At 69.4% G+C, this 26,796-nt stretch carries 28 protein-coding genes; 14 read left to right on the top strand and 14 right to left on the bottom strand.

Annotation, left to right across the window (positions count from 1 at the left end; genetic code table 11):
• Positions 1-4: 4 nt before the first annotated feature.
• The 5 genes from A5713_RS12345 to A5713_RS12325 form a co-directional block, all read right to left on the bottom strand.
• Complete coding sequence (locus tag A5713_RS12345; protein ID WP_068095919.1) at positions 5-943, bottom strand: cytochrome c oxidase assembly protein; 939 nt, start codon at positions 941-943, stop codon at positions 5-7.
• A 38-nt stretch (positions 944-981) separates the two neighbouring features.
• A complete protein-coding gene (locus A5713_RS12340; RefSeq protein ID WP_067927292.1) occupies positions 982-1,326 on the bottom strand; it encodes a DUF732 domain-containing protein in 345 nt (114 codons plus the stop codon).
• An 82-nt stretch (positions 1,327-1,408) separates the two neighbouring features.
• Positions 1,409-2,917, bottom strand: coding sequence for a sodium:alanine symporter family protein (locus A5713_RS12335; RefSeq protein ID WP_067927295.1), 1,509 nt, complete (start codon positions 2,915-2,917; stop codon positions 1,409-1,411).
• 137 nt (positions 2,918-3,054) lie between these two features.
• Positions 3,055-3,372, bottom strand: a complete 318-nt coding sequence (locus A5713_RS12330) for a DUF732 domain-containing protein (protein ID WP_067927298.1) — start codon at positions 3,370-3,372, stop codon at positions 3,055-3,057.
• Positions 3,373-3,431: 59 nt separating this feature from the next.
• Positions 3,432-3,764 (bottom strand): DUF732 domain-containing protein, encoded by a 333-nt coding sequence (locus A5713_RS12325; RefSeq protein ID WP_067927301.1) that lies wholly within the window; start codon positions 3,762-3,764, stop codon positions 3,432-3,434.
• 110 nt (positions 3,765-3,874) lie between these two features.
• On the opposite strand from A5713_RS12325, the gene A5713_RS12320 reads away from it, so the two are divergent.
• From A5713_RS12320 to A5713_RS12310, 3 genes are all read left to right on the top strand, one after another.
• On the top strand, positions 3,875-4,621 hold the full coding sequence (locus A5713_RS12320) for a Clp protease N-terminal domain-containing protein (RefSeq protein ID WP_068095863.1): 747 nt from the start codon (positions 3,875-3,877) through the stop codon (positions 4,619-4,621).
• Between the two features lie 95 nt (positions 4,622-4,716).
• Entirely contained in the window at positions 4,717-5,241 is a 525-nt protein-coding gene (locus A5713_RS12315) for a hypothetical protein (RefSeq protein WP_067927392.1), read from the top strand.
• A complete protein-coding gene (locus tag A5713_RS12310) occupies positions 5,229-5,747 on the top strand; it encodes a GNAT family N-acetyltransferase (RefSeq protein ID WP_068095861.1) in 519 nt (172 codons plus the stop codon). The genes A5713_RS12315 and A5713_RS12310 overlap by 13 nt, the downstream gene beginning before the upstream one ends.
• Here the strand turns inward: A5713_RS12310 and zapE are convergent.
• Positions 5,725-6,816, bottom strand: a complete 1,092-nt coding sequence (zapE, locus tag A5713_RS12305) for a cell division protein ZapE (protein WP_156751862.1) — start codon at positions 6,814-6,816, stop codon at positions 5,725-5,727. The genes A5713_RS12310 and zapE overlap by 23 nt on opposite strands.
• On the opposite strand from zapE, the gene A5713_RS12300 reads away from it, so the two are divergent.
• From A5713_RS12300 to A5713_RS12280, 5 genes are all read left to right on the top strand, one after another.
• Positions 6,815-7,576: a pyrimidine reductase family protein gene (locus tag A5713_RS12300; protein WP_068095859.1), complete on the top strand. Its 762-nt coding sequence runs from the start codon at positions 6,815-6,817 to the stop codon at positions 7,574-7,576. The genes zapE and A5713_RS12300 overlap by 2 nt on opposite strands.
• Before the next feature lie 67 nt (positions 7,577-7,643).
• A complete protein-coding gene (locus A5713_RS12295; RefSeq protein ID WP_067927315.1) occupies positions 7,644-9,203 on the top strand; it encodes an alpha/beta hydrolase in 1,560 nt (519 codons plus the stop codon).
• 18 nt (positions 9,204-9,221) lie between these two features.
• The gene (aftC, locus tag A5713_RS12290) at positions 9,222-10,499 is read left to right on the top strand and encodes an arabinofuranan 3-O-arabinosyltransferase (protein ID WP_068095856.1); all 1,278 of its coding nucleotides are present in this window, start codon (positions 9,222-9,224) and stop codon (positions 10,497-10,499) included.
• 60 nt (positions 10,500-10,559) lie between these two features.
• Complete coding sequence (msrB, locus tag A5713_RS12285) at positions 10,560-10,970, top strand: peptide-methionine (R)-S-oxide reductase MsrB (RefSeq protein WP_068095855.1); 411 nt, start codon at positions 10,560-10,562, stop codon at positions 10,968-10,970.
• A 108-nt stretch (positions 10,971-11,078) separates the two neighbouring features.
• Positions 11,079-11,927, top strand: a complete 849-nt coding sequence (locus A5713_RS12280) for an endonuclease domain-containing protein (protein ID WP_068095853.1) — start codon at positions 11,079-11,081, stop codon at positions 11,925-11,927.
• A gap of 82 nt (positions 11,928-12,009) precedes the next feature.
• Here A5713_RS12280 and A5713_RS12275 read toward each other — a convergent pair whose 3' ends face one another.
• The 4 genes from A5713_RS12275 to hemE are packed head-to-tail and all read right to left on the bottom strand — an operon-like array spanning position 12,010 to position 15,876.
• On the bottom strand, positions 12,010-12,765 hold the full coding sequence (locus A5713_RS12275) for a class I SAM-dependent methyltransferase (RefSeq protein ID WP_068095849.1): 756 nt from the start codon (positions 12,763-12,765) through the stop codon (positions 12,010-12,012).
• Positions 12,762-13,457, bottom strand: a complete 696-nt coding sequence (hemQ, locus tag A5713_RS12270; protein ID WP_068095847.1) for a hydrogen peroxide-dependent heme synthase — start codon at positions 13,455-13,457, stop codon at positions 12,762-12,764. The genes A5713_RS12275 and hemQ overlap by 4 nt, the downstream gene beginning before the upstream one ends.
• Before the next feature lie 5 nt (positions 13,458-13,462).
• Positions 13,463-14,818: a protoporphyrinogen oxidase gene (locus A5713_RS12265; RefSeq protein ID WP_068095845.1), complete on the bottom strand. Its 1,356-nt coding sequence runs from the start codon at positions 14,816-14,818 to the stop codon at positions 13,463-13,465.
• Positions 14,815-15,876, bottom strand: a complete 1,062-nt coding sequence (gene hemE, locus A5713_RS12260; RefSeq protein WP_067927334.1) for a uroporphyrinogen decarboxylase — start codon at positions 15,874-15,876, stop codon at positions 14,815-14,817. The genes A5713_RS12265 and hemE overlap by 4 nt, the downstream gene beginning before the upstream one ends.
• Before the next feature lie 57 nt (positions 15,877-15,933).
• Here hemE and A5713_RS12255 point away from each other — a divergent pair, with 57 nt between their 5' ends.
• The 6 genes from A5713_RS12255 to A5713_RS12230 all read left to right on the top strand — a co-directional run bounded on the left by A5713_RS12255 (position 15,934) and on the right by A5713_RS12230 (position 21,440).
• Positions 15,934-16,755: an enoyl-CoA hydratase/isomerase family protein gene (locus A5713_RS12255; RefSeq protein ID WP_067927337.1), complete on the top strand. Its 822-nt coding sequence runs from the start codon at positions 15,934-15,936 to the stop codon at positions 16,753-16,755.
• A gap of 174 nt (positions 16,756-16,929) precedes the next feature.
• Positions 16,930-17,565, top strand: a complete 636-nt coding sequence (locus tag A5713_RS12250; RefSeq protein ID WP_067927339.1) for a DUF3000 domain-containing protein — start codon at positions 16,930-16,932, stop codon at positions 17,563-17,565.
• 1 nt (position 17,566) lies between these two features.
• Positions 17,567-18,859, top strand: a complete 1,293-nt coding sequence (locus A5713_RS12245; protein WP_067927342.1) for a ribonuclease D — start codon at positions 17,567-17,569, stop codon at positions 18,857-18,859.
• Positions 18,860-19,049: 190 nt separating this feature from the next.
• Positions 19,050-20,297 (top strand): EspA/EspE family type VII secretion system effector, encoded by a 1,248-nt coding sequence (locus A5713_RS12240; RefSeq protein ID WP_156751861.1) that lies wholly within the window; start codon positions 19,050-19,052, stop codon positions 20,295-20,297.
• A gap of 56 nt (positions 20,298-20,353) precedes the next feature.
• A complete protein-coding gene (locus tag A5713_RS12235) occupies positions 20,354-20,668 on the top strand; it encodes an ESX-1 secretion-associated protein (protein WP_067927345.1) in 315 nt (104 codons plus the stop codon).
• A gap of 235 nt (positions 20,669-20,903) precedes the next feature.
• Positions 20,904-21,440 carry a hypothetical protein gene (locus tag A5713_RS12230; protein ID WP_068095916.1) on the top strand — a complete coding sequence of 179 codons (537 nt, stop codon included), beginning with the start codon at positions 20,904-20,906 and terminating at the stop codon, positions 21,438-21,440.
• 46 nt (positions 21,441-21,486) lie between these two features.
• On the opposite strand, the gene A5713_RS12225 is transcribed toward A5713_RS12230, so the two are convergent.
• The 4 genes from A5713_RS12225 to A5713_RS12210 all read right to left on the bottom strand — a co-directional run bounded on the left by A5713_RS12225 (position 21,487) and on the right by A5713_RS12210 (position 26,774).
• Positions 21,487-21,834, bottom strand: a complete 348-nt coding sequence (locus tag A5713_RS12225) for a YbaB/EbfC family nucleoid-associated protein (protein ID WP_067927395.1) — start codon at positions 21,832-21,834, stop codon at positions 21,487-21,489.
• 137 nt (positions 21,835-21,971) lie between these two features.
• Entirely contained in the window at positions 21,972-23,897 is a 1,926-nt protein-coding gene (gene dxs / locus A5713_RS12220) for a 1-deoxy-D-xylulose-5-phosphate synthase (protein ID WP_068095839.1), read from the bottom strand.
• 54 nt (positions 23,898-23,951) lie between these two features.
• Positions 23,952-25,415, bottom strand: a complete 1,464-nt coding sequence (locus A5713_RS12215; RefSeq protein ID WP_082972916.1) for a cation:proton antiporter — start codon at positions 25,413-25,415, stop codon at positions 23,952-23,954.
• 165 nt (positions 25,416-25,580) lie between these two features.
• The gene (locus tag A5713_RS12210) at positions 25,581-26,774 is read right to left on the bottom strand and encodes a class I SAM-dependent RNA methyltransferase (protein ID WP_067927350.1); all 1,194 of its coding nucleotides are present in this window, start codon (positions 26,772-26,774) and stop codon (positions 25,581-25,583) included.
• Positions 26,775-26,796 lie beyond the last annotated feature (22 nt).

The raw sequence follows: 26,796 nt of genomic DNA, 5'->3' as shown, positions 1-26,796 counted from the left end.
GACGTCAGCCCCGGCGGAACCGCTCGCGCAGTTGCGGGTCGTTCTCCCACCACAGTCCAGACGGTGCGACGCTCCCGTCCCCGGCACCCTCGGCCGTGTCCAATTCGGCGTCGACCCGCACCGCGTGCGCCTTCTCGTCGCGGGACAGGGCGCGCATCAACAGCAGCACGAACGGCCACCCGACCAGGTCCCCGAGAATCCACAAGACGCCGGCGCCGATGGTTTGATCGAGCCGCTGATCGGGGCCCCAGGTGCGGTGCAGGTCCGCGTAATACGCCGAGCCGATCAATGCGCCCTGCCAGATGACCAGCCCCAGGACGCCGTCGCCGAGGGCCTCGCCGACGGTGATCAGCAGCGAGATCGACTGCGGGTACCTGCGGGGCACCGGGTCTTCCTGCAGCCGGGCGTAAAAATAGCCAAAGCCGATGGCCACCAACGCAATTCGAGTGGGCGCGCCCACCCATTCGTTTTCCAGGGCCGCGGTGTACCAGGACGTGAGGTAGAGCAGCCACGGCGTGGCCAGCATCGCCACCGACGTGGTTGCGGGGTGCGCGGCCACCCGGGCCAGGCGCGTCGCCAGCAGCCGATCGACCAGGTCGCGGCCACCCGGCCTCAGCGCGGCCCGCAAGACCGTGACCGGCTTGCCCTGGGCGATCAACAGCGGCACGACGTAGAGCAGCAGCACCACCTGCAGCGCGCGCACCCAGAACAGCACGTACGCGTAGGCGCCGATCGCGCTCGTCGTCGCCAGCAACCACACGACCGCACCGGCCGCGAAACACCCGGCTCGAGCGCGGCCGACCGGCGGCTCGGTGTCCCGGGCCCGTCGGTAGCACCAGGTGTATCCGGCGGCGAGCAGGGCGACCACCGCGACGCAGACCAGGTCCGGTCGCCACGTCTGCACCGCGGCACCCCACGTCAACGGCCCGAGATCGGCACGCACAGTGACCAGCGTATTGCCGGGCACAACCCCCGCAGCGCTCAGTTGCCCGCCGCACCGTCGGGCTTGGGCCCGCGGTCGTCGCCGGTGATGTACTTCGGGCAGTAGTGCGCCGCGGAGAGGTAGGTGAACTTGGCGGCGCTGGCCCCCTGGAAGCCCGGATTCTGGTTGCGCAGGTCGGTCACGATCTTCGCGTCCGACTGCCCGTCGTCAAGCAGGTCACACACCGACTTGCCGATCGTGATCGCGTTGCCGCCGTCCTGGTAGGTGATGCCGGCGTCGCGCAGGTCCTTGAGGAAGTCCTGGTCGTTGTCGACGTCGGCGTGCGCGGGCGCGGCCAGGCCAATCACGGCCGCGGCGCCCGCCAGAACCAGTAGGAATCGCATAACGCAGCGATTCTCGCAGACCCGCCGGCGAATGGCATCTCGTCGGGCAAACGGCGGGTGAACTCTGACCGGCCGGCGCCGGCTATGCCGCCGGAGCCCGGGAGAATCGCAGCGGCGGGCGGCGCAGCGTCAACGACTCGGGCAGCGCTCCGACCTGCCGGCGCTCCGCCGGTTCCCAGATGTCACCGTCCAGCACACCGGGCAGGCCCGCCTCGCTGGCGACGAAAACCGGTCCCCGGCCCTGCGCGAACTGCCGGTGATAGTCCTTGAGCGCCGCGAACGCCCACTTGCCCAGCAGGCAGATGGTAAGCAGGTTCGCGATGGCCATCACCGCCATCGTCAGGTCGGCGAGCGCCCACACCAGCGTCAGCTTGGCCAATGCGCCGAAGACGATGGACAGCAGCGTGACCACCTTCAGCACGTTGGCCGCCAGGCGCCGGCCGCCCAGGTAGAACAGATTGGCCTCCGCGACCACGTAGTTGCTCAGCACCGACGCGAACGCAAAGACGAACACGACGGCGGTCATCAGCACCGTGGTCCACGACCCGAGATCGGCGGCGATCGCGGACTCCGTCAGGCTGGCTCCGGCGACCGCCCCCAAACGGGCCGGGTTGTAGGTGTCCGGGCCCGACAGCAGCACGATGAACGCCGTCGCCGTGCAGATCACCATGGTGTCGACGAACACGGCGAGCGACTGAATCAGGCCCTGCTCCACCGGATGTCTGACGGTCGCGGCCCCGGCGATGTTGGGCGAGCTGCCCATCCCGGCCTCGCAGGCGAACAGGCCCCGTTTGACGCCGGTGAACATCGCGGCGAGCACGCCACCGGCGAAACCGCCCGCCAGTTGGCGGATCCCGAAGGCCCCGCCGATGATCTCCCTGATCACCGTCGGCAGCTCGGTGATGTTGACGGCGACGATTCCCAGCGCGAGCAGCGTGTAGGCCAGCGCCACCACCGGAAGCACCGAGCCGGCGAATTGCGCGACCCGGCGCACGCCGCCGAAGAGCACAGGCGCCGCCAGGACCGCCAAAACGACTGTGGTCCAACCGACTCCGATGCCGTGCGACGACTGCAACACCCCGCTGATCGCGTTGGTCTCCACCATGTTGAACGCGGTGGAGAACGTGACAACCAGCAGCATGGCGAAGGCGATGCCGCCCGCCCGTGACCGCAGCCCGCGTTCGATGTAGAACGCGGGACCGCCGCGGAAGGCGCCGTCGTCCGAGCGGACCTTGAAGATCTGCGCCAGGGTGGCCTCGATCACCGCGGTGGCCATGCCGACCGCCGCCACGACCCACATCCAGAAGACGGCACCGGGCCCGCCGACCGTCAGCGCGATCGCGACGCCCGCGATGTTCCCCGTGCCCACGCGCGACGCCAGACCCACGCAGAACGCCTGGAACGACGAGATCCCACCGTCGTAGTGGTGCGCCCGGCGGAGCTGACGGACCATGCGCCCGAAGTAACGAATCTGTATGAAACGGGTGCGCACCGTGAAATAGACACCGCCACCGATCAGCAAATAGATCAGGACGTGCGTATTGAGGAGGTTGCTCAGGGGTTCGACTAACTGCTGCTGAAGGAAGTCCAAACCCTGCTTCCTTTCGACTGCGGGCGCTGTCCGTAGCCGAAATGGTATGGAGAAATTGTTGATTACACGTTTCGTTCACCCGCCGTTAGGGGGCGGGTATGTAAAAAGCGGATCACATTGTCAGCGCGACGCCGCCGCTAAGAGGCGGCCTGGGGTCCCGAAAGAGCCTGGGGGCAATACGAATTGGCCGCGATTGCCGCAAACCGGGTGGCGTCGTCCCCCTGCAGCCCACGATTGAGCATCTGGATCATCCGGACGACATCCCCCAACTGCGCGCCCTCGCTCACCAACTTGCACACCGACCTGCCGGACGTGATCGCCTGATCCGGATCCGAATAGGCCAGGCCGGCCGCGTGGACCGTGGCGAGGAAGGCGTCGTCGCTGCCGTCGGCGCGGGCCGGACCGGCCAGGCCGATCGCGGCGCCGAGGGCGAGCAGGATCAGAAATAGCCTCACGGCTCACCGATCGTTCCAGAGCTGCCGCCGGCCCGCATCTCGTGGAGCGAATCGTCCGATCAGGAGCTGGCGGTGGTGGTCGCCGGGGTGGACGACGAGATCGCGTCCGGGCAGTAGGCGCTGGCCGCGATCGCGGTGAACTTCTCCGCCTTCTCCTCGGTCAGCGCGGCGGCCTTCCCCGTCATCGCCTTGGCGATGTCCGCCATCGCCGTGCCACTGCTGGCCGCCGAGCACACGTAGTGGGCGGCCTGGATGACTTGGCCCGGATCGTTATAGGTGAAGCCGGCCGAATTCAGCGACGCGAGGAATGCGTCGTCGGTGTCGTCGGCGTGCGCGGGCACGGCCAAACCGATAGCGGCCGCAACGCTGGCAATTGTCAGAACAAGCTTCATAAATTCGAAATATTCCAGACCCGGGGGCCCAAGCGCAGCCGGCGAAACAATTCTTAACGATCGTCAACCCGTGGTTGACATCTACATGGCGTCAACCTATCGTTGACGCCATGGCCGACCCGACGCGCATCGCCTATCCCGTCCGCCTCGACGAGCTGATCAACGCCATCAAATCGGTGCATACCGACGCGCTGGATCAACTGGCCGACGCCGTGCTCGCCGCCGAGCACTTGGGCGAGGTCGCCGACCATCTGATCGGACACTTCGTGGATCAGGCCCGTCGCTCCGGGGCGTCGTGGACCGACATCGGCAGGAGCATGGGCGTCACCAAACAGGCGGCCCAGAAGCGGTTCGTCCCGCGCGCCGAGGCCGCCACGCTGGACCCCGAGCAGGGCTTCAGCCGCTTCACCCCGCGGGCGCGGGGCGCGGTGGTGGCCGCCCAGAACGCCGCGCACGAAGCGGGCAACGACGGGATCACTCCCGACCACCTGCTGCTCGGCGTGCTCAGTGATCCGGCCGCCCTGGCCACGGTGCTGCTGCACCTGCAGAAGGTCGACACCGAGGCGCTGCGCGCCGCCGTGCAGCTGCCCCCGGCGGGCCCCACGACCCCCGACCTCATCCCCTTCACCGGACCGGCGCGCAAGGCCCTCGAGCTGACCTTCCGGGAAGCACTTCGCTTGGGCCACAACTACATTGGGACCGAGCATCTGCTACTGGCGCTGCTCGAGCTGGAGGACGCCTCGCCCGACGAAGGCCCGCTGCGCCGCTGCGGCGTGGACAAGGGCCGCGTGGAGGCCGATCTGATCAAGGCGCTGGAATCGCTGGCGGCAGGCGCAAGCGTCCGCGCGCAGGGCTGACCGGGTCCGGTCAACCCCTCCCGGCCGCCTGACCGGGTGTGCAATCATTCGAAGGTCCCCTTCCCAGGGTGCCTAGGAGGCAAGACATGGCGAAGATGCACCGGTGGTCGATCGTCGTGTCCGCGTTCCTCGTCGCCGCGGCGAGCGTCACCGCCGTCGCCGTTCTTCCCGCTCCCCGCGCCTGGGCCGGTGACGCCCCGATCGGCCACATCGGTGACACGCTGCGGGTGGACACCGGCACCTACGTCGCGGACGTCACGGTCGCCGGGGTGTCACCGTGCGATCCGCCGCCCGGCTTCGGTTACACCCGCGAAGGCACCTACAAGGGCTTCCCGGGCAGCACCGTTGAACGCGCCGACGTGGTCGTCCATGCCGTCCGGGTCCCCAATCCGTTCATCATGGCGACGAACTTCAGCTTCGACGGGGTGACACCGTTCGCCGACGCCTACAAGCCGCGGGCCACCGATGCGCCCGACGCGCTGGACAACGTGCTGACCAACGCGCCCAACGGTGCGGTCGTGCGCGGCGAAGTGTATTGGGACGCCTACCGCGATCCCGTCTCCACCGTGGTGCTGCTGGACAAGAAGACGGGCTACCACCTCGCGCAGTGGAACCTCTGACAAGCACCGTACGCGTCGTCACGACGGACTCCGTCGACGTTCGGCGGCTTGCCGATATCGCCGCGCGCACCTTTGCGTTGGCCTGCCCCGACTCGATGGCACCCGAGAACATCGCGGCCTTCGTCGACGCCAACCTCTCGGCCGCGCGCTTCGCCGAGTACCTGGCCGACCCGCGTCGGGCGATCCTGACGGCGGGCTACGACGATCGAATCACCGGTTACGCCATGCTGATTCGCGACGCCGACGACGATGACGCCGCCGAGCTGTCCAAAATCTACGTCGCGGCCGAGCACCACGGCACCGGGGTCGCGGCCGCGCTGATGGACCTCGCGCTGACGACGGCCGCGGAATGGGGGGCGCGCCGGGTGTGGCTGGGCGTCAACCAGGCCAACCAACGCGCGCAACGCTTCTACGCCAAGAGCGGCTTCGCGGTCAGCGGCACCCGGACCTTCCGGGTGGGCGCCAGCCTCGAGAACGACTTCATCATGACCCGCGCGGTTCGTTGACCGTCAGCGCCAGCAGCCGAGACATGGCCCGCAGGTACTTCTTTCGGTAGCCCCCGGCGAGCATCTCCTCGCTGAAGATGGAATCCAACCTGTCGCCCGAGGCGGCCACCGGGATGCCGGCGTCATACAGCCGGTCGGTCAGCGCCACCAGCCGCAGCGCCACGTTCTGGTCGTCGATACCGTGCACTCCGGTCAGGAACACGGCGGTCACCCCCTCGATGAGGGTCAGGTACCGCGACGGGTGCATGGTGGCCAAGTGCGCGCACAACGCGTCGAAATCGTCGAGCGTCGCCCCGTCGACCCGCGTGGCGCGCGCGGCGACCTCGTCGTCCGACAGCGGCTGCGGCGCAGGCGGCAGCCCCCGGTGCCGGTAATCGGGCCCGTCGATCCGTACCGTCGTGAAAATGCTTGCCAGCGTGTTGATCTCACGCAGAAAGTCCTGGGCGGCGAACCGGCCCTCGCCGAGCTGCTCGGGCAGCGTGTTGGAGGTCGCGGCCACCGACACCCCCCGCTCGACCAGCGACGAGAGCAGCCGCGAGATCAGGGTGGTGTTGCCGGGGTCGTCCAGCTCGAACTCGTCGATGCACACCGCCGTGTAGCCGGCCAGCAGGTCCACGCATTCGGCGAAACCGAACACGCCGGCCAGCTGCGTCAGCTCCCCAAATGTCGCGAACGCCTTGGGAGTTGACGACTCCGGTCCGTCGCCGGGCAACTCGTAGTAGGCCGACGCCAGGAGATGGGTCTTGCCCACGCCGAACCCGCCGTCCAGATACAACCCGACACCGGGCAGCACCGCCCGTCGGCCCAACAACTTTCGCCGGCCCGCGCGGCGTTGCACCGCCTCACGGCAGAAGTCTCGGCACGCCGCCACGGCGGCCGCTTGCGTCGGCTCCGCCCGATCGGGCTCATAGGTCGCGAAGCTCACGTCGGCGAACGTTGGGGGCGGCGTCAATTGGGCGATCAATCGCTCGGGCGACACGGTCGGATGCCGGTCCACCAGGCGCGCCACCGACCGCGAGGGGGACCCGTGCATGCCAGAACTGTAGCGGCGTGCTGCAATCAACCTCATGGGCCTTCCCGAGACGCCGCTGTCGCTGCTCGGATCGGTACGCGAACTCACCGACGGTGAAATCCCCCGGTTTTACGACTATCCCGAAGGCGACGGGACGTGGGTGCGGGCCAATTTCATCGCCAGCGTGGACGGCGGCGCCACCTCCGGCGGCAGCAGCGGAACCATGGGAGGCCCCGGCGACCGGTTCGTGTTCAACCTGCTGCGCGAGCTCGCCGACGTCATCGTCGTCGGCGCGGGCACCGTGCGGGTCGAGGGCTACTCCGGCGCGCAGCTCAGCGCCGCTCAACGGCAGCGGCGGCAGGCCCGCGGGCAAAGCGAGGTCCCGCAGCTGGCGATCGTCACCAAATCGGGTCGCCTGGACCGCGACATGGCGGTGTTCACCCGGACCGAGGTGCCGCCGCTGGTGCTCACCTGCGCGGCGGCCGCGACCCCGGCGCGCCAGATGCTCACCGACCTGTGCGAGGTGATCGACTGCTCCGGCGACGACCCCGCCGAGGTCGACGAGGCCGCCATGCTGGCGATCCTCGGCGATCGCGGACTGCGCCGCATCCTGACCGAGGGCGGGCCGATGCTGCTCGATTCGCTGATCCAGCGCGACCTGCTCGACGAGCTGTGTCTGACCATCGCGCCCTACCTGGTCGGCGGCCTGGCCCGGCGCATCGCGACGGGCCCCAGCCAGCTGCTGACCCGGATGCGCTGTGCCCACGTTCTGACCGACGACGCCGGTTACCTGTACACCCGCTACGTCAAGGCCTAGCTTTGCGGCGACCCCCTGCGCCCGGCTTCGCCGCGCTTGCGATCGCCGCCTAGCTACTGTGGTCGGCATGAGTCGGCAGATCACGCTCGCCACGGTGTTGGTTGCGGTGACCACCGTGGTCGCCGGCTGCGTCCCCGGCCTGGCCGCCGACCCGCGCTTCGCCACCAATTCCGGTGCCCGGCCGCAGGGGGCGACCACCGCCAAGCCGCCCCCCAGCGGCCCGCCGCCGATCGCCGCGCCCAAGAACGACCTGCCGTGGCACGACTGCACGGCGAAGGTGTTCGGCGACGCCGCGGTCCCGCCCGCCGCCGGTGTCCAGCTGGACTGCGCGAACTACGACGCCGACCTGGACCCGAACGGCGGCGGCACCGGCAACGTCAGCGTGGGCGTGGTCCGGGCCCGTTCGAACCAGACGCCGCGCGACGCGGGCCCGCTGGTGTTCACCACCGGCTCGGACCTGCCGTCCTCGGCGCAGCTTCCGGTCTGGCTGTCGCGGGGCGGCGCCGACGTGCTGCAGGCGCATCCGATCATCGCCGTCGACCGTCGCGGCATGGGCATGTCGAACCCGATCGACTGCCGCGACCCCTCCGACCGCCAGATCATGCGCGACCAGGCGCAGTTCCAGACCGGCGACGACCCCGTCGCCAACCTGTCCGACGTCGCGAACACCGCTACCACCAACTGCACCGACGCCATCGCGCCCGGCGCGTCCGCCTACGACAACGCCCACGCCGCCTCGGACATCGAGCGACTGCGGACGCTGTGGGACGTGCCGGCGGTCGCGCTGGTCGGGGTCGGTAACGGCGCCCAGGTGGCGCTGGCCTACGCCGCGGCACGCCCCGACAAGGTCGCCCGGCTGATCCTCGACTCGCCGGTCGCGTTGGGGGTCAGCGCCGAAGCCGGCGCCGAACAACAGGTCAAGGGCCAGCAGGCCGCGCTCGACGCGTTCGCCGCCCAATGCCTGGCGGTGAATTGCGCGCTGGGCCCCGACCCCAAGGGCGCCGTCAGCGGGTTGCTGGCCGACGCCCGCGCCGGCAAGGGACCCGGCGGCGTGTCGGTGGCGCAGCTGGCCGACGCCATCACCGTCGCGCTGGGCTTCCCGTCCGGCGGGCGAATCAACGCCACCACCACCCTGGCCAATGCGCTGGCGGCCGCGCGCTCCGGGGACACCAACCAGCTGACCAACCTCATCAACCACGCCGATGCCACCCAGGACACCGACGGCCAGTTCGTCAACACCTGCAGCGACGCCGTCAACCGCCCCACCCCGGACCGGGTGCGCGAACTGGTGGTGGCGTGGGGCAAGCTGTACCCCCAGTTCGGCACCGTCGCGGCGCTCAACCTGGTCAAGTGCGTGCACTGGCCAACCGTCTCGCCGCCGGCGCCGCCGAAATCGCTGAAGGTCGACGTCCTGTTGTTGGGCGTGCAGAACGACCCGATCGTCGGCACCGAAGGGGTCGCCGCGACCGCTGCCACCGTCATCAACGCCAACGCGGCCAGCAAGCGGGTGATGTGGCAGGGCATCGGCCACGGCGCCAGCATCTACTCGAATTGCGCGGTCGCCCCGCTCGTCGGCTACGTCAACAGCGGCAAACTGCCCGGCACCGACACCTACTGTCCCGCCTGACTTTCCGCGCCGCTCCCGGTGTACGGTGCGCTGGTGACCGCAGCTGAATCGACCCGAACCGGCTTGCGCGACTGGATCCTGGCCGCCTTTCGCCCCCGCAGCGGCCCGCCGAGCACCGCGACGATCGTGCGGACGGCGCTGTGGCCGATCGCCATCTTCTCGGTCCTGCACCGCAGCATCATCCTCCCGCTCAACGGCAACATCACCGACGACTTCAAGCCGGTGTACCGGGCGGTGCTCAACTTCCGGCACGGCTGGGACATCTACAACGAACACTTCGACTACGTCGACCCGCACTACCTGTATCCGCCCGGCGGCACGCTGCTGATGGCGCCGTTCGGGTACCTGTCCTTCACGCCATCGCGGTACCTGTTCATCCTGATCAACACCGTCGCCATCCTGATCGCCTGGTACCTGCTGCTGCGGTTGTTCAAGTTCACGCTGTCCTCGGTGGCGGCGCCCGCCCTGTTGCTGGCCATGTTCTGCACCGAGAGCGTGACCAGCACGCTGGTCTTCACCAACATCAACGGCTGCGTCCTGATGGCGGAGGTGCTGTATCTGCGGTGGTTGCTGGACGGCCGGGCCAGCCGCCAGTGGTGGGCCGGGCTGGCGATCGGCCTGACGCTGACCCTCAAACCCGTCCTGGGGCCGCTGCTGCTGCTGCCCCTGCTCAACCGCCAGTGGCGCGCCCTGGTTCCGGCCGTCGTCGTGCCCGTCGCCATCAACCTGGCCGCGTGGCCGCTGGTCAGCGACCCGATGGACTTCGTCACCAAGACGGTGCCCTACATCCTGGGCACCCGGGACTACTTCAACAGCTCGATCGAGGGCAACGGCGTCTACTTCGGCCTGCCCACGTGGCTGATCGTGTTCCTGCGGGTGCTGTTCACGCTGCTGGCGATCGGCGCCATGTGGCTGCTGTACCGCTACTACCGCACCCGCGACCCGCTGTTCTGGTTCACCGGTTCCTCGGGGGTGCTGCTGTTGTGGTCGTGGCTGGTGCTGTCGCTGGCCCAGGGCTACTACTCGATGATGCTGCTCCCGTTCCTGATGACCGTCGTGCTGCCGAACTCGCTGATCCGCAATTGGCCGGCGTGGCTGGGCATCTACGGCTTCATGACGCTGGACGACTGGTTGATTTACCGGTGGATGAGATACGGCCGCGCGTTGCACTACCTGAAGATCACCTACGGCTGGTCGCTGCTGTTGATCGTGGCGTTCACCGTGCTGCTGTTCCGCTACCTGGACGCCAAGGCCGAGAACCGGCTGGACGACGGCATCGATCCGGCGTGGGCGTGATCGCGAGCAAGGCGGAGCCGGGCGCAGCGGGTCACCGCGATTTTCGCTAGCGTGGAATGCATGACAAGCCCGAAGCTGCAGCTGACCGAAGCCGAGTGGCGGCAGAAGCTCACGCCCGAGGAGTTTCATGTGCTGCGTCAGGCCGGCACCGAGCGGCCGTTCACCGGTGAGTACACCGACACCAAAACCGAAGGCGTCTACCAGTGCCGGGCCTGCGGTGCCGAATTATTCCGCAGCACAGAGAAATTCGAATCGCATTGTGGCTGGCCGTCGTTCTTCGACCCGGCGAACTCCGACGCGGTGATCCTGCGGCCCGACCATTCACTGGGCACGACGCGCACCGAGGTACTGTGCGCGAACTGCCACAGCCACCTGGGCCACGTCTTCGCCGGCGAGGGTTACCCCACCCCGACGGATCAGCGCTACTGCATCAACTCCATCTCGCTGCGGCTGGTGCCGTCGGGGTCGTAATCCCCGTTCGATCTCGCGACACTTAAACCACGCACACGACACGCCGCAAATCGCCGCCACAGTTTAAGTCTCGCGGAGCCTGCGAGACCGTCATGACGTCTTCCAGGTGTGGACGACGTGTTTATCGGCAGTGAGGCGTTAGGGCGGGGTGCCCTAAGCCGGCACCAGCTGCGAGTGCAATTTCGCGCGATATATCCCGATGTTTATGTGCCGGCCCACGCCACGCCGTCGCTCACCACCCGTTCGGCCGGAGCATGGTTGTGGTCGGACCGCCGCGGCGTGCTTGCCGGACTTGCCGCCGCGGCCCTACACGGTTCGCAATGGATCGACGGCGACGAGCCGATCGAGCTGATTTGGCGGAACCCGCATCCGCCGGCTGGCGTGATCACCCGCAATCCGCGAGTCGGACCCGACGAGGTCACACGTATCAACGGTCTGCCGGTGACTTCTCTCGCGAGGACGGCGTTCGACTTGGCCAGGCGGCCGCCATGCGGCAAGGCGGTCGCACGACTCGACGCGCTGATGCGAGCGACGCCGTTCTCGAGCGAGGAGGTAATGCTCCTCGCCAAGCGGCACGCAGGAGCCCGCGGCCTGCGGGCGCTACGCACAGCCCTTCCCCTGGTCGACCCAGGCGCAGCATCCCCAAAGGAAACGTGGCTGCGCTTGCTGCTGATCGACGCCGGCCTGCCGACCCCCACGACGCAGATCCCTGTGCAGGAGAACTGGCGACTGGTTGCCGTCCTCGATATGGGCTGGGAGAGATACAGGGTGACCGTCGAGTATGACGGCGACCACCATCGCGCCAGCCGTCGGCAGTACGCGCGCGACCAGAGCCGGCTGCGCAAGCTTGAGGAACTGGGCTGGGTCGTTATCCGCGTGATCGCCGAGGACAAGCCCGAAGACGTGCTCCGCCGCGTGCGTCAGGCACTTGCCCGTCGGGGATGCCGCGACACTTAAACCACGCACACGACACGCCGAAAGTCGCCGCCGTGGTTTAACTTTCGCGGAAGAACGGGAGCCCAAGGCGAGAGGCGAGTCCTCAGTCCACGCGGGTGGCGTGCACCTCCCAGAACGGGGCATGCACCCGTCCGCCCTGAAGCCACGGCTCCATCGCGCGGAATCGCTTCAGTAAGTCCTGCGCCTGATCGGCCATGTCGGGATTGCGCTCGGCCATCATCTCGATCTGCTCGACGCTCATGTTCACCAGGTAGGTCGTCGGCCCGAGATAAGTGATCTCCCAGCCGCCGTGCGGCAGCACATCACGAAAATCGTTCTCGGACAACGACCGCATCATCTTGAACCCGTTGACGTCGTGTTCCCCGAACTCGAACATGTACAGCCGCGCGCCGGGCTTGGTGGCCCGGCGCAGCGCCCGCACGTAGGACCTCTGCAACTCGGGATCGGTGCTGAAGGTGTGGTAGAAGGCGCAGTCGACGACGGTGCCGAAGCGGCCTTCCAGGCCGTCCAACTTGGTGGCGTCGGCCAGCTCGAAGTTGACCGAAACACCTGCCTTGCGGGCGTTTTCGCGCGCCCGGTCCAGCGCGGTCGCCGACCCGTCGATGCCGGTGGCCGGATACCCCTTGGACGCGTAGTAGATCGCGTGGTGGCCCGGCCCGGTGCCCGGGTCGAGCACCTCACCCTTGATCGCGCCGAGGGCGACCAGCCGCTGGACCACCGGCTGCGGGCCGCCGATGTCCCACGGCGTGGCGGCGGGCAATCCGTGCGACAGCCGCTCGTCGCGGTACATCTCCTCGAAGCGGGCCGGATCGGTGGGATCGAACTGCGGCTGAGTCATGGCAGCGAGTTCACCAACTGCTCGACCGGCACGCGCGGGCCGGTGAAGAACGGCGTCTCCTCGCGGGTGTGCCGGCGCGCGTCGGTGGCCCGCAGCTCCCGCATCAGGTCGACGATGCGGTGCAATTCGGGGGCCTCGAAGGCCAGGATCCACTCGTAGTCGCCGAGCGCGAACGCCGGCACGGTGTTGGCCCGGACGTCCTTGTACTCGCGGGCGGCCATGCCGTGTTCGGCGAGCATGCGGCGGCGCTCCTCGTCGGGCAACAGGTACCACTCGTAGGACCGCACGAACGGATAGACGCAGATGTAGTTGCCGGGCTCCTCGCCGGCCAGGAAAGCCGGGATGTGGCTCTTGTTGAACTCGGCCGGCCGGTGCAGTGCCACGCTGCTCCACACCGGCGAGCTGACCCGCCCCAGCGCGGTGGTGCGCCGGAAGTCGGCGTAGGTGGCCTGCAGCGCCTCGACCCGTTCGGCGTGAGTCCAGATCATGAAGTCGGCGTCGGCCCGCAGGCCCGCCACGTCATAGAGGCCGCGGACCACGACGCCGCGCTCCTCCTGCTGCTTGAAGAACGTCGATGCTTCATCGATGACGTCGTCGCGCTGGTCACCGAGCTCACCCGGCTCCACGGAGAACACCGAGAACATCAGGTAGCGGATCGTCGAATTGAGCGAGTCGTAGTCGAGCTTGGCCATGGAACCTATCGTGCCACTTCCAGTTCGAGCGCCTCGACCGCGCGGCCGGCCGCCCCGACGCATGCAGGCACGCCGATGCCGTCGAGATAGCTGCCGGCCACGGCGAGCGTCGGCGGCAGGCCCGCACGAATCTCGGCGACCAGCTCCGCGTGGCCCGGACCGTACTGCGGCATGGCCTCGATCCAGCGCTGCACGCGCGCATCCACCGGCTTGACGTCCAGACCGAAGACGGTGGCCAGGTCGTCCACGGCCCACCCCAGCAGCTCGTCATCCGACGCCGTTTCGGCCAGGCCGTCACCGCACCGGCCAAACGACAACCGCAGCAGCTGCGTGTCCCCGCGGGCGCCCCACTTGCGCGAGGACAGGGTAATCGCCTTGTCGCGCAAGCTTTCCCCGGTCGCCACCAGCACCCCGGAACACTGCGGGAACGCGGTGTCGCCCGGCACCGCCAAAGCCACCACCACCGACGACGCGCTGGCGATCCGCCCGGCCGCGGCGGCGCTACCGGGGGCGACGTCGCCGAGCAGGGGCACCAGCCGCGGGGCGGGAATGGCCAGGATCACCGCGTCCGCATGCCAGCGAGTGCCGGTGTCGTCCAGCAGCGACCACCCCGCCCCGGCGGGCTCGAGCCGTTGCACGGCGGCCCTGACCCGGCGCGGCCGGGCGCGCTCGACGAGCGCGTCGAGCAGCACCTGGTAGCCCCCGTCCAACGCCCCGAACAGCGGCCCGCCGGTTGCCGGGGGCAGCGCCCGCCGGACCGCCTCGGTCAGGCTGGTGGCGCCGCGGTCCAAGGCCGCCGCGACGCCCGGGGCCGCGGCGCGCAGGCCGATGGTGGCCGCCGAACCCGCGTAGACCCCGCTCAGCAGCGGGTCCACCGACCGGGCCACGACCTGCTCGCCGAACCGCTCGGCCACCAGGTCGGCGGTCGCGGGATCGCTGCCGGGCCGCCAGTCCAGTGGGCGGCCGGGCTCGGCTTCGATGCGCGCGACCGTCGCCGCGTCGACCAGCCCGGCCATCGAGGCGGCCGTCGACGGAATGCCGACCACCGTCGCGGTGGGCAGCGGATGCAGCGTCCGCCCGCTGTAGATCAGCGGCCGGGCGCCGGTGGACTCCAGCCGGCGCCCCGACAGACCCAGCTCGGCCAGCAGCGCCGGCATCTCCGGCCGGCGCAGGATGAACGCCTCGGCACCCAGGTCCATGGTCTGCCCGCCGACCTGCTCGGTACGCAAGATCCCGCCCAGCCGGTCGCCGGGTTCGAAAAGGGTGATGGCCGCGTCGTCGCCCACCGCCGCGCGCAGCCGGTACGCCGCCGTCAACCCCGAAATCCCACCCCCGACAACGCAATACGAGGGGGATGTCATAACGAGTGGACCAGTGACACCAGGTCGGTCAACACGCCGGGGTCCGTTTCGGGCAGCACACCGTGGCCAAGGTTGAAGACGTGACCGGTCGCGCCCGCGTCGACGGCGCGGCGCCCGTCCTCGACCACGGCCCGGGCGGCACGGTCCACGGCCGGCCACCCAGCCATCAGCACCACCGGATCGAGGTTGCCCTGCAGCGCCGTGCCCGGCGCGACCCGGGCGGCCGCGTCGGTGAGCGACGTCCGCCAGTCCACCCCCACCACCGTTGCTGTGGCTGGTTTCAGGACCGTCGACATGGCACCCAGCAGCTCGGCGGTGCCGACCCCGAAGTGCGTCATCGGCACGCCGTGCTCGGCCAGCGCGCCGAAGACCCGGGCGCTGTGCGGTTGCACGTAGGTGCGGTAGTCGGCGAGCGACAGGGCGCCCGCCCACGAGTCGAACACCTGAACGGCGTCCACCCCGGCCTCCAGCTGCGCCCGCAGAAAGCCCACGGTGATGTCGGTGAGCTTTGCCATCAGCGCGTGCCAGGTGTCGGATTCGGCCAGCATCATCGCCTTGGTGCGGGCGTGGTGGCGGCTGGGGCCGCCCTCGATCAGATACGACGCCAGCGTGAACGGCGCGCCGGCGAACCCGATCAGCGGGACGTCGCCGAGCGCGGCCACCAGCAGCGTGACCGCATCCGACACCGGCTGGATCCGTTGCCGGTCAAGGGGTTTCATCGCGTCGACGTCGGCGGCGGTGCGCACCGGCGACGCGATGACCGGCCCCACCCCCGCGACGATGTCCAGGTCGACGCCCGCGCCGAGCAACGGCACCACGATGTCGGAGAACAGGATCGCCGCGTCGACGTCGTGCCGGCGCACCGGCTGCAGGGTGATCTCGCAGACCAGCTCGGCGTCGAAGCAGGCCGCCAGCATGTCGGTCTGCGCCCGCAGCGCCCGGTATTCCGGCAGCGAGCGACCCGCCTGCCGCATGAACCACACCGGGATCCGGTTGGGTTTCGCACCGGTGACGGCGGCCAGATACGGCGACTCGGGGAGGTCGCGGCGAGTACTCATTGTCCCCAATGCTGCCACGACGGCGGCCTCGGTCCCGCGCTGCGTACTATCACGACCGTGCCAGTCAGCCAGCCGCCCGTGAATTACGACGAGTTCCCCAGCCTGCGGTGCGACCTGGGCGATGACGGCATCCTGACCGTGGTTCTCGACGCTCCCGGCCTCAACTCGGTCGGGCCGCAGATGCACCGCGACCTCGCCGACATCTGGCCGGTGATCGCCCGCGACCCCGACGTGCGCGTCGTGCTGGTCCGCGGCGAGGGCAAGGCCTTCTCCTCCGGCGGCAGCTTCGACCTGATCGACGAGACGATCAGCGACTACGAAGGCCGGATGCGCATCATGCGGGAGGCCCGCGATCTGGTGCTCAACATGGTCAATTTCGACAAACCCGTCGTCTCGGCGATCCGCGGGCCGGCCGTCGGCGCGGGCCTGGTGGTGGCCCTGCTCGCCGACGTCTCGGTGGCCGGTCGCACGGCGAAGCTCATCGACGGGCACACCAAGCTGGGCGTGGCCGCCGGGGACCACGCCGCGATCTGCTGGCCCCTGTTGGTCGGCATGGCCAAGGCCAAGTACTACCTGCTCACCTGCGAGACGCTGCTGGGCGAGGAGGCCGAGCGGATCGGCCTGGTGTCCCTCTGCGTCGACGACGACGACGTGCTGGCCACGGCGACGCGGATCGCGGAGGACCTGGCGCGCGGCGCCCAGAACGCGATCCGCTGGACCAAGCGCAGCCTCAACCACTGGTACCGCATGTTCGCGCCCACCTTCGAGACCTCGCTCGGGCTGGAGTTCCTCAGCTTCAGCGGCCCCGACGTGCAGGAAGGCCTCGCCGCGCATCGCGAGAAGCGGCCCGCCCGATTTACTGGCGGAACAGGGTCCTGAGCTGGGTCGATAGGTTGCCATGGGGTCTCATAACGGGTTGGTAGCGGTCGGCGCGCCTGATTCCGCGTGTCCCCCGATGGGTCTACCGTCGGACCCTGTGACCCGTGCCGCGCCGACGCAGAACCGTCACGATGCGGTGGAGGCACCACCCGCTTGCGGGGGAGAGTGGCGCTCATGACCTACGCCGCGCCGCCGCGAAGTGGCCGGGATGAACAGGAGCGGCGCCAAGTGACCTCAGCTGAACCGGAGCCATTCCGCGAGGCGGTCGCGGCCATGAACGGCGTCACCGTGCGCCCCGAGATCGAACTGGGCCCCATCCGCCCCCCGCAACGCCTCGCGCCCTACAGCTACGCGCTGGGGGCCGAGGTCAAACATCCCGACCGCGAAATCATCCCCGAGCGATCCGACGGCGACGCCTTCGGCCGCCTGATCCTGCTGTACGACCCGGAAGGCGCCGACGCGTGGGACGGCACCATCCGCCTGGTGGCCTACATCCAGGCCGACCTGGACCCCAGCGAGGCCGTCGACCCCCTGCTGCCCGAGGTGGCGTGGAGCTGGCTCGTCGACGCGCTGGAATCCCGGATGGAGCAGGTCACCGCCCTGGGCGGCACGGTCACGGCCACCACCTCGGTGCGCTACGGCGACATCTCCGGACCGCCGCGCGCCCACCAGTTGGAGCTGCGGGCGTCGTGGACGGCGACCACGCCCCAGGTTGGCGTCCACGTCGAGGCGTTCTGCGAGGTGCTCGAACACGCGGCGGGACTTCCGCCGACGGGCGTCACCGACCTGAGCTCGAGGTCACGCGCCTGACATGTGCGAACCGGCCGCCGACGGGCCCGTCAGCACCGACCCCGACAGCAGCGAACCCCAGCCCACCCCGCTGCTGCGCCCGGCCGAAGGGATCCCGGACCTCTCCGTGACCGTCCGCCAGATCGAAGCGGCGGCCGAGCTCCTGGATCGTGGGCGTGGGCCGTTTGCGGTGGACGCCGAGCGGGCGTCGGGTTTCCGGTACTCCAACCGGGCCTACCTGATCCAGATCCGGCGGGCCGGCGCCGGCACCGTGCTCATCGACCCGGTCAGCCACGGCGCCGACCCGCTCGAGGCGCTGCGGCCCGTCGCCGAGGTACTGAGCGAAGACGAATGGATCCTGCATTCGGCCGACCAGGACCTGCCCTGCCTGGCGGAGGTCGGCTTGCAGCCACCGGCGCTCTACGACACCGAGCTCGCCGGCCGGCTGGCCGGGTTCGAGCGGGTGAACCTGGCGACCATGGTGGAGCGGCTGCTGGGGTCCGGGCTGGCCAAGGGCCACGGCGCGGCGGACTGGTCCAAACGGCCGCTGCCCGAGGAATGGCTCAACTACGCGGCGCTGGATGTGGAACTGCTCATCGAGCTGCGCGCCGCGATTGCCGACGTCCTGGCGCAGCAGGGCAAAACGGGTTGGGCCGCAGAGGAATTCGACTATCTGCGCGCCACGGGCACCAGGGAGCCAGGCGCGGCGAGTCGGCCGGACCGGTGGCGGCGCACGTCGGGGATCCATCGGGTGCGCGACCGGCGCGGCCTGGCCGCGGTCCGCGAGCTGTGGTTGACGCGCGACCGCATCGCCGAGCGCCGCGACATTGCGCCGCGACGCATCCTGCCGGACTCGGCCATCATCGAGGCCGCCATCGCCGACCCGAAGACGGTCGAGGAGCTCACCGCGCTGCCGGTCTTCGGCGGGCGCAATCAACGTCGCAGCGCCGCCACGTGGTTGGGGGCGCTGGAAGCGGCCAGGCAAACCAAGAATCCGCCCGTGGACGCCGAACCGCCGAACGGTCCGCCGCCGCCGGCGCGCTGGAGCCGGCGCAAACCGGAGGCCGCCGCGCGGCTGGAGGCGGCGCGTGCGGCGCTGTCCCAGGTGTCGGAGCGGGTCAACGTACCCACCGAGAACCTAGTCTCCCCCGACCTGGTGCGACGGCTGTGCTGGGACTGGGAACCCGCGCCCGACCCCCTCGAGGCCGTCGAAGGGTTCCTGCGCGCCGGGCAGGCGCGGCAGTGGCAGCGGGAATTGGTGGATCCTCCGCTGGCCACAGCGTTGCAGCCGCCCGCCGCGCCCGAGAACTCCTAGGGCGCGGTGAAGATATTCGCGCGGCGGCGCGGGTAATTTTTCGCCGCTAGCCTTTCCTCGCCGCGGACGAGGCGCGGACCGTAGACCGCGACTAAATGCCCGGACCGTCCCAAAAATTGGCGCTCTGGCCACCCTGTGACTGCTGTTAGGCTCGCCGTAGGACGCGAAGTCCCCACTCGCAGAAGGGATCATGGCAATGGTCGTTGCCGCTTCCGAAATCGGCGGTCTGGTAGGCAGCCTGGCCGGCATAGGAAAGAATGCCGCCGCTAAGGATTGGGTTGCGACCGGTATCGGCGGCGGCGCGTTCGCCATGGAAACGACCAAAATTGCCGTCAAGGCGATCGTCGAGCGAAGGATAAAAGCGGAAATAGAACGCGGTCTCGAGGAGCGAACCAATCCCTGGGCGGCGGAGGTGCCGATTATCGAATGGGGAATTGTCGCCATCACGGTCTTCGAATATTTCCTCGGCCTCGGTGACGCCTCCAAGGGAACGGAGTTCGACAACGCGCGTTCCAAGCTCGACTCGCCCAAGAAAGACTTGGAGTCCGCCTTCCCCGACAGCGGCTGGGAGGGCTCCGCGTCGGAAGAGTACGCCAAACAGAACCGAGCCCAGCTGGACCGCGTAAACCTGATGCGAGATCAGGACCAGGCGATGATGGAGATCCTGACGGCCGAAGTCGATCAGCTCACCGAGATTCGCCGTGCCGTCGCCGGAATCAAGGACGGCCTCACCGGCTGCATCTTTGTCGCCCTCCTGATCAAAGCGCAGGGGAGCGAAGCCTCGTCCCTGGTGTTTCAGAAAGTCGTCACCATCGCGGCGATCACCGCAACAGTGGGCGCCATCGGTTACATGGAATTCTTCTCGGGCACCGAGACCCGGCCCAAGGTCCAGGAAGTGGTCCGCGAATACGAGAAGATCATTGCGGAGATGAAGGACTATCTGTCGACTTCGCGAATTGCGCCGTCCGCTCGCATGGCGCCCTCGGCGGAATCCACCGTCTCCGAATTCGCCACCGAGTCCACGTCGTCCGCGCTCACCAGCACCTCCACGCCGGCCGGTACGGCCGCGCCGGTGACGGCTCCTCGCCTGAGCGAACTCATCCAGATGTCGGGCCGGCCGGTGCAGGGCATGCCCACCCCGGCTCAGCCGGTGGAGGCGTCCGCTCAAGCCGGCCAGGTCGCGGGGCCGACCCCCACGCCGACGAGCCCCGTCAGCGCTCAGCCGTCGTCCTCAACCGCGCGGCAGCGCAAGGCGCCCGCAGCCGCCGAAGGGGCCACGACAACCGGAGCCGGCCCCGAGGACACCACCCCGAGCGACGGGGCCGAAGTCGTCGGAGCGGCCGCGGGCACCGGGGCCGCGGAGCGGGCACCCGCCGAGGTCGCGGCGCTCAAAGCCGAGCAGCCGGCAGACCCGAACCGGCCGCAGCCCGCCCCGTAACGCTGTCACGCCCCAACCCGCTTGCGGTGCAACCGTTTACCAGACGAGGAGGTTCCATGGCGAACTTGAGCGTCACGTCGACGTATCTTGACAAGCTGGCGCGCGCACAGGACGCGACCAAGGAAAATTTCAAGTCGTCCGCCGGGGCGGTCGACGGGGTCGGCGTCAACGTGTGGCTCAACCACGGCCTGGCCTGCGGACCCGGCAACGACGCCGTCGTGGGAGTCGAGGTAAGCCGCGCGGAGGCGATCCAGCTCATGATCGAGGTCGCCACCGACCTCGCCGTTAACCTGCGTGCCGCCGCCAAAGCGTACGACGGCACGGACCACGATGCCGCCCAGAATCTCGACAAACAGGTGCTTCCCGGCTGATCCCGGCAACGACCACCCCAGTTGTTCACCGCTCGGCAACCCGGTCGCAACGACCGGCCGGAATCGACCCGGGGAGCCGGATCCACTGGCCTACATGGAAATTCGTCCGCCCGCCCCGGTGGGCGCACTGTAGGCTCTACCTACCGGACAGCCGCCCAGGCTATGAATCCGAGAGAAGGACGCCGTGGCCCAGCTTCCGAATGCGAACGAAGACCCCACCGACATCTTCGCTGCAATGAATTTCGCGCCCGCCGGCGAACCCGCGGCCGACCGCGAACCCGACACGCTGACAGCCCTCAGCTTCTCCGTCGCCGCCGAGGACAGCGCCGAGGAGTCCCCGCTTGAGCCGGCGCCGGAGTTCGCGCCCGCCGAGCCCGTCGACACCGCAACGGTGCTCGCCACACAGACGGCAGCCGCCGAGGAGGTCGACGAGGAGGACGTCGTCCCGCTGTTCACCGTGACCAATCCCCCCGGGACGGTGTCGGTGTCGGCGCTTGGAGACGGCGGAATCGGGCAAGTCACCCTGTCCGAAAAGGTCGCGGGCATGACCGAAGCCGAACTGGCCGAGGAGATAATCGTGGTCGCGCACCTGGCGAGCCAGAAAGGGCAAGCGGCCCAACACGAATTCCTGATGGCGAACATGCGCGAATTGGGCGCCGATGATCCCGATGCCGTGCGCGAACTCCTGGAGTACGGCATGGAACTCACGTCGCCGGAGCGGGCCGCCGAGACGCAGGCGCACGTTTTCGCCACCCGATACGCGACCGAGTGACGGTCTCGGCCCGGCAGGAGAACAGTTGCCGCCGTACGGATTTGGGCTAGCTCAGGCCCAACGACTCCGTCATCAGCGTGGTCATGCGCGCCAGCGACTCGACTAGCTGCCGGTGCTGGGCTTCGTTGGCGGCATCGACCGCGGCCACCGCGTTGCGCAGGGCCTCGTTGACGCGTTGCTCGACCGTCTCGGCGCCCAGCCGCAACAGGCCGTCTTCGATCTGGAGATCGGTGATCCCGCGGCGCGCGTTCAGCGTCACCTCGACGGTGTTGGCTTCGTCTGCGGCCGTGAAGGTTTCGGTGTTCGTTCGGTGGATCTGGTCTTCGAGGGCGGACTGGAACCGCTGCCCGAACTCCATGGCCTCAGCCAACTGCGGGTGCATTCCTGCGGTCATGTGATGTCCTTCGTCCTCGGCTGACGGCACGGCCCACTACCGCTCTTCAGTCTAAGGCGAGCCGCGATGGTTCGCCGCACCCTTCTCCGCATCGGCCCCGGGGTGCCGAGTCGACGGCGCCACCCCAGCCGCTGCGCCTAGTCGAGGTGCTCGCGGATCTCCGCTTCGGTGACGGCGCTGCCCAGCGCGGCGACCCAGCCGGTGATGCGGCGGGCCACGTCCTGATCCGTCAGCCCCAGCTCGGCCAGCAGCTCGCCCCGCGAGGCGTGCTCATAGAACCGCTGCGGCAGGCCCACATCGCGGCACGGCACGTCGATCTCCGCGGCGCGCAGGGCCGCGGACACCGCCGACCCGATGCCGCCGTTGACGCCGTTGTCCTCGCACGTGACGACCAGTTTGTGCTGGGCGGCGAGCTCGAGGACCGCTTCGGAGACCGGTAGCACCCAGCGCGGGTCGATGACCGTCACGCCGATCCCCTGGTTGTGCAGCCGCTTGGCGACCTCCAACGCCATCGGGACGAACGCGCCGACGCCCACCAGCAGCACGTCATGATTGAGCCCGTCGGCCGGCACCGCGAGCACGTCGACGCCCGAAAGGCCGGTGCCTCGCCGCTCGATGGCCGGAATGTCTTCGCCCACATCGCCTTTGGGGAACCGGAGCGCGGTTGGGCCGTCGTTGACCTCCAGCGCCTCACCGAGTTCCTCGCGCAACCGGCTGGCGTCGCGGGGCGCGGCCACCCGCATGCCGGGCACGATGCCCAGCATCGACATGTCCCACATGCCGTTGTGGCTGGCGCCGTCCGAACCGGTGATGCCGGCCCGGTCGAGCACCATGGTGACGGGCAGCTTGTGCAGGGCCACGTCCATCATGATCTGGTCGAAGGCCCGGTTGAGGAACGTCGAATAGATGGCCACCACCGGGTGCATGCCGCCCATCGCCAGCCCCGCCGCCGACGTCAGGGCGTGTTGCTCGGCGATGCCGACGTCGAACAGGCGGTCCGGGAACTGCTGCCCGAACGCGCTCAACCCGGTCGGGCCGGGCATCGCCGCGGTGATCGCCACGATGTCGCGGCGTTTCCTGGCGTAGCCGATCAGGGCATCGGAGAACGTGGCGGTCCACCCCGGCCCGGCGACCTTGGTGGCCTGCCCGGTGACGGGGTCGATGACGCCGCACGAGTGCATCTGTTCGGCTTCGTCGTCCTCCGCCGGGGCGTAGCCCATGCCCTTGCGGGTGACGACGTGCACGATCACCGGCCGGCCGAAGCCGCGCGCGTGGCGCAGCGCCGCCTCCACCGCGCGTTCGTCGTGCCCGTCGACCGGACCCACGTACTTGAGCCCGAGATCGGTGAACAGCAGCTGCGGGGACAGGGAGTCCTTGATGCCGGCCTTGACGCTGTGCATGAACCGGTAGGCGAGTTCGCCGAGCAGCGGCAGCGAACGCACCGCGTCGCGGCCCTTCTCCAGCGCCTGCTCGTAGGCCGGCTGCAGCCGCAGGGTGGCCAGGCGGTCGGCGACGCCGCCGATGGTCGGCGCGTAGCTGCGGCCGTTGTCGTTGACCACGATGATCACCGGGCGCCGTGACGCAGCGATGTTGTTCAGCGCCTCCCAGCACATGCCGCCGGTGAGCGCGCCGTCCCCGACCACGGCGACCACGTGCCGGTTGCGGTGACCGGTCAGCTCGAACGCCTTGGCCAGGCCGTCGGCGTAGGACAGCGCCGCGCTGGCGTGGCTGGACTCCACCCAGTCGTGTTCGCTCTCCGCGCGCGATGGGTAGCCCGACAGTCCGCCCTTCTTGCGCAGGCCCTCAAAGTCCTGCGCGCGCCCGGTCAGCATCTTGTGGACGTACGCCTGATGACCGGTGTCGAAGATGATCGGGTCATGCGGCGAGTCGAAGACCCGATGCAGCGCCAGCGTCAACTCGACCACGCCGAGGTTGGGCCCGAGGTGTCCACCGGTGGCAGCGACCTTGTGGATCAGGAACTCGCGAATCTCGGCGGCGAGTTCGCGAAGTTGCTGCCCCGACAGGTGTTGCAGATCAGCGGGCCCGCGGATCTGTTCCAGCATCCCGATAGTCTACGCAGCGGCCGCCGGAACAGCAGGGAGCCGGAGGTAGCCGGCCTACGGGGGTCCGAAAAGCTCGACCAGGGTGTCGTGCAGCTCGGGATCCGCCAGCACGACGACCTCGTCGCCGGCCTGAAGTTCGGTGTCACCCCGCACCGGCACCAGGCCGGTGGTACGGACCACGATGCTCACCCAGATGTCGCCGACCCGGTCACTGAGCCCCTCCACCGTGCACCCCTCGGCGGCCGATCCCGGTGCGACGCTGAAGCGATGAACCCCCTCGGGTTCGTCCGCGAGCCGGACACCGATCTGCCAGGGCTGGGTCTCCACCATGCGCATCGGCAGGTGCAGCAGTTTCGCGACCCCGGGCACCGAGCTGCCTTGCACCAGGACCGAGAAGATCACGACGACGACCACGATGCCGTAGAGGCGTTCGGCGTGGGGGATGTGCGCGGCGCGCAGCAACTCGCCGAGCAGAATCGGCACCGCCCCTTTGAGGCCGGCGAACAGTATGAAGGCGCGTTCGTTTCGCTGGAGTCGCACGCCGACCAGACACGAGCCCACCGCCAGCGGACGAATCAGCGCCGTCAGGGCCACCCCGAGGGCGAGCCCGGGGATCCACACGTCGGGGTGGGCAAGGACGCCGAGGTCGACGGTCAGGCCCAGCACGACGAACGCGACGATTTCGGCCAGCCCGGCCAGGGCGGCGTGGAACCGCTTGATCTCCGGCTTGTAGGGCGCGCGCGCGTCGCCGATCACGATGCCGGCGACGAACACCGCCAGAAATCCCGATCCGTGCGCAAGCGTGGCGATGCCGTACAGCATCAGGCTCGATGCCAGCGTTCGTAGCGGGTAGAGGCCTTCGCTGGGCAGCGCCACGCGGCGCATGAAGACGAGCAGGGCGCGGCCGCCGACGACCCCGACGGCCAGGCCGATCGCCATCTGCAGAACGAATTGCGCGCCCACGCCGGCGAACCCGGCGGCGCTGAGGCCGCCGGCGGCGATCAGGCTGGACATCAACGAGATGCCGACCGGATCGTTGGCGCCGGACTCACCCTCGAGGATGGTGCTGCTGCGGCCCCTGATTTCGCGTTTGCCCAGGACGGAGAACACCACGGCAGGATCGGTCGGAGCCACCGCCGTCGCGACCAGCACCGCGGGAAACCAATCGATTCCGCAGACGTAGTGCAGCATCAGCGCGGCGCCGGCGGCGGTGAGGGCGGTACCCAGCACGCCGACCGACAGGATCGGGGCGACCGCCGCGCGGAAACGGGAAGGCCCGATGTGCATTCCGCCGTCGAACAACACCAGCACCAGCGCGACGGTGATGACCTGTTCCACGATCCGCTCGGACGGTGGCTGCACCGCGGGCACGGAGTGCACCACCGCCGCCGTTCCGACGAGCACCAGCAGGGGCACCGGGACCTTGAACCGCTCGGTCAGACGGTTCGCCAGCACCGCGATCAGACCGACCGCACTGGAGAACAGGACGATGAGCGCGAACCGCAGACCGTCGTTCACGATCGCGGCACCCGGGGACGGGAAGGCCCTGTGGTGGTGGGCACTCGAGCCTTTCGGTCGGTCGACAGGGACATCGAGGACATCGCCGACCAGACTTCCCGGCACACCGCGACGGAGTCTAGCCGCTCCGGGAGCACTTCACGCGCCGTTACGTCGCCGCCGGCGCTACCCGCGGGTCAACAGGGCGACGCATTCGGTGTGATGGGTGAGCGGGAAGGCGTCGAACACCTTGATCTTCTCGACGGCATAGCCGTGGCGGAGGTAGAGGCCGATGTCGCGCGCAAAAGACGCTGCCTCGCAACCGATGTGCACCACCCGCGGCACGGCGGCGCCGGCCAGTTGGTCGATGATCTCGCGCCCGGCGCCCGCCCGCGGCGGATCCAGCACCGCTACGTCGGCGCCCGCTCGTTGCGTGCCGAGCACCCGCCGCACCGAGTCGGTGACGACCTGCACCTGTGGCATGTCGTCCAGCGCGACGCGGGCGGCCCGCGTGGCCGCGCGCGAGGTGTCGACGGACAGCACCCGCCCGGTCTCCCCGACCGCGGCGCCGAGCGCGGCGGCGAAGACACCGGCTCCGCCGTAGAGGTCCCAGGCGGTCATGCCGGGAGCGGGCTGCGCCCAGTCGGCGACCAGCCGGCTGTACACCGCGGCCGCGCCGCGGTGCGCCTGCCAGAAGGCGGTCACCGGGATCTGCCAGCTGCGCCCGCCCACCCGCTGTACCGCCTCGTAGCGACCCTCCACCACCTTGGTCGCCGTCTTCCGGCCCTGCCGCAGGGTGCGCACCACGTGGCGCGCGCCGTCATCGTCGACGACGACGTGCAGTTGGGCGGTCGGCGGCCACTTCGAGTCGGCGAGCCCGTCGAGCATGCCGGCCGGCAACTGCGCGCAGCGCAGGTCGGTGACCAGTTCGTCGCTGTGGTAGCGGTGGAAGCCGGGGCGCCCGTCCGCGCCCACATCGAGCCGGACGCGGGTGCGCCAGCCCGTCGGCCCCGAGTCCGACAAAGGCTCGGCGTCACCATTCCAGTGGTGGCCGCCCAGGCGCTCCAGCTGGTTGGCCACGACCTGTGCCTTGAGCGCGCGGGCCGCGTCCGGGGCGGCGAACGCGAGGTCACAACACCCGGCGCCGTCCACGCCGGCGATGGGGCACAGCGATTCGATGCGGTCGGGCGACGGCTCCAGCACCTCCAGAACCTCGGCGTGCCAATAGGATCCGCGGTCGGCGGTGACCCGGACCCGCACCCGCTCACCCGGCAGCGCGTAGCGGACGAACACCACGCGTCCCTCGTGGTGCGCCACACAGCTGCCGCCGTTGGCCGGGGCGCCGGTCACCAACGTCAGCTCGTCGCGCGGGGGCAGCACCGCGTGGGGTGCGCCCGGTATC

The organism is Mycobacterium sp. E2497 (assembly GCF_001668695.1).
Lineage (GTDB): Bacteria > Actinomycetota > Actinomycetes > Mycobacteriales > Mycobacteriaceae > Mycobacterium.
The sequence above is the reverse complement of the archived record's forward strand: the minus strand, read 5'-3'. Positions and strand labels throughout refer to the sequence as shown.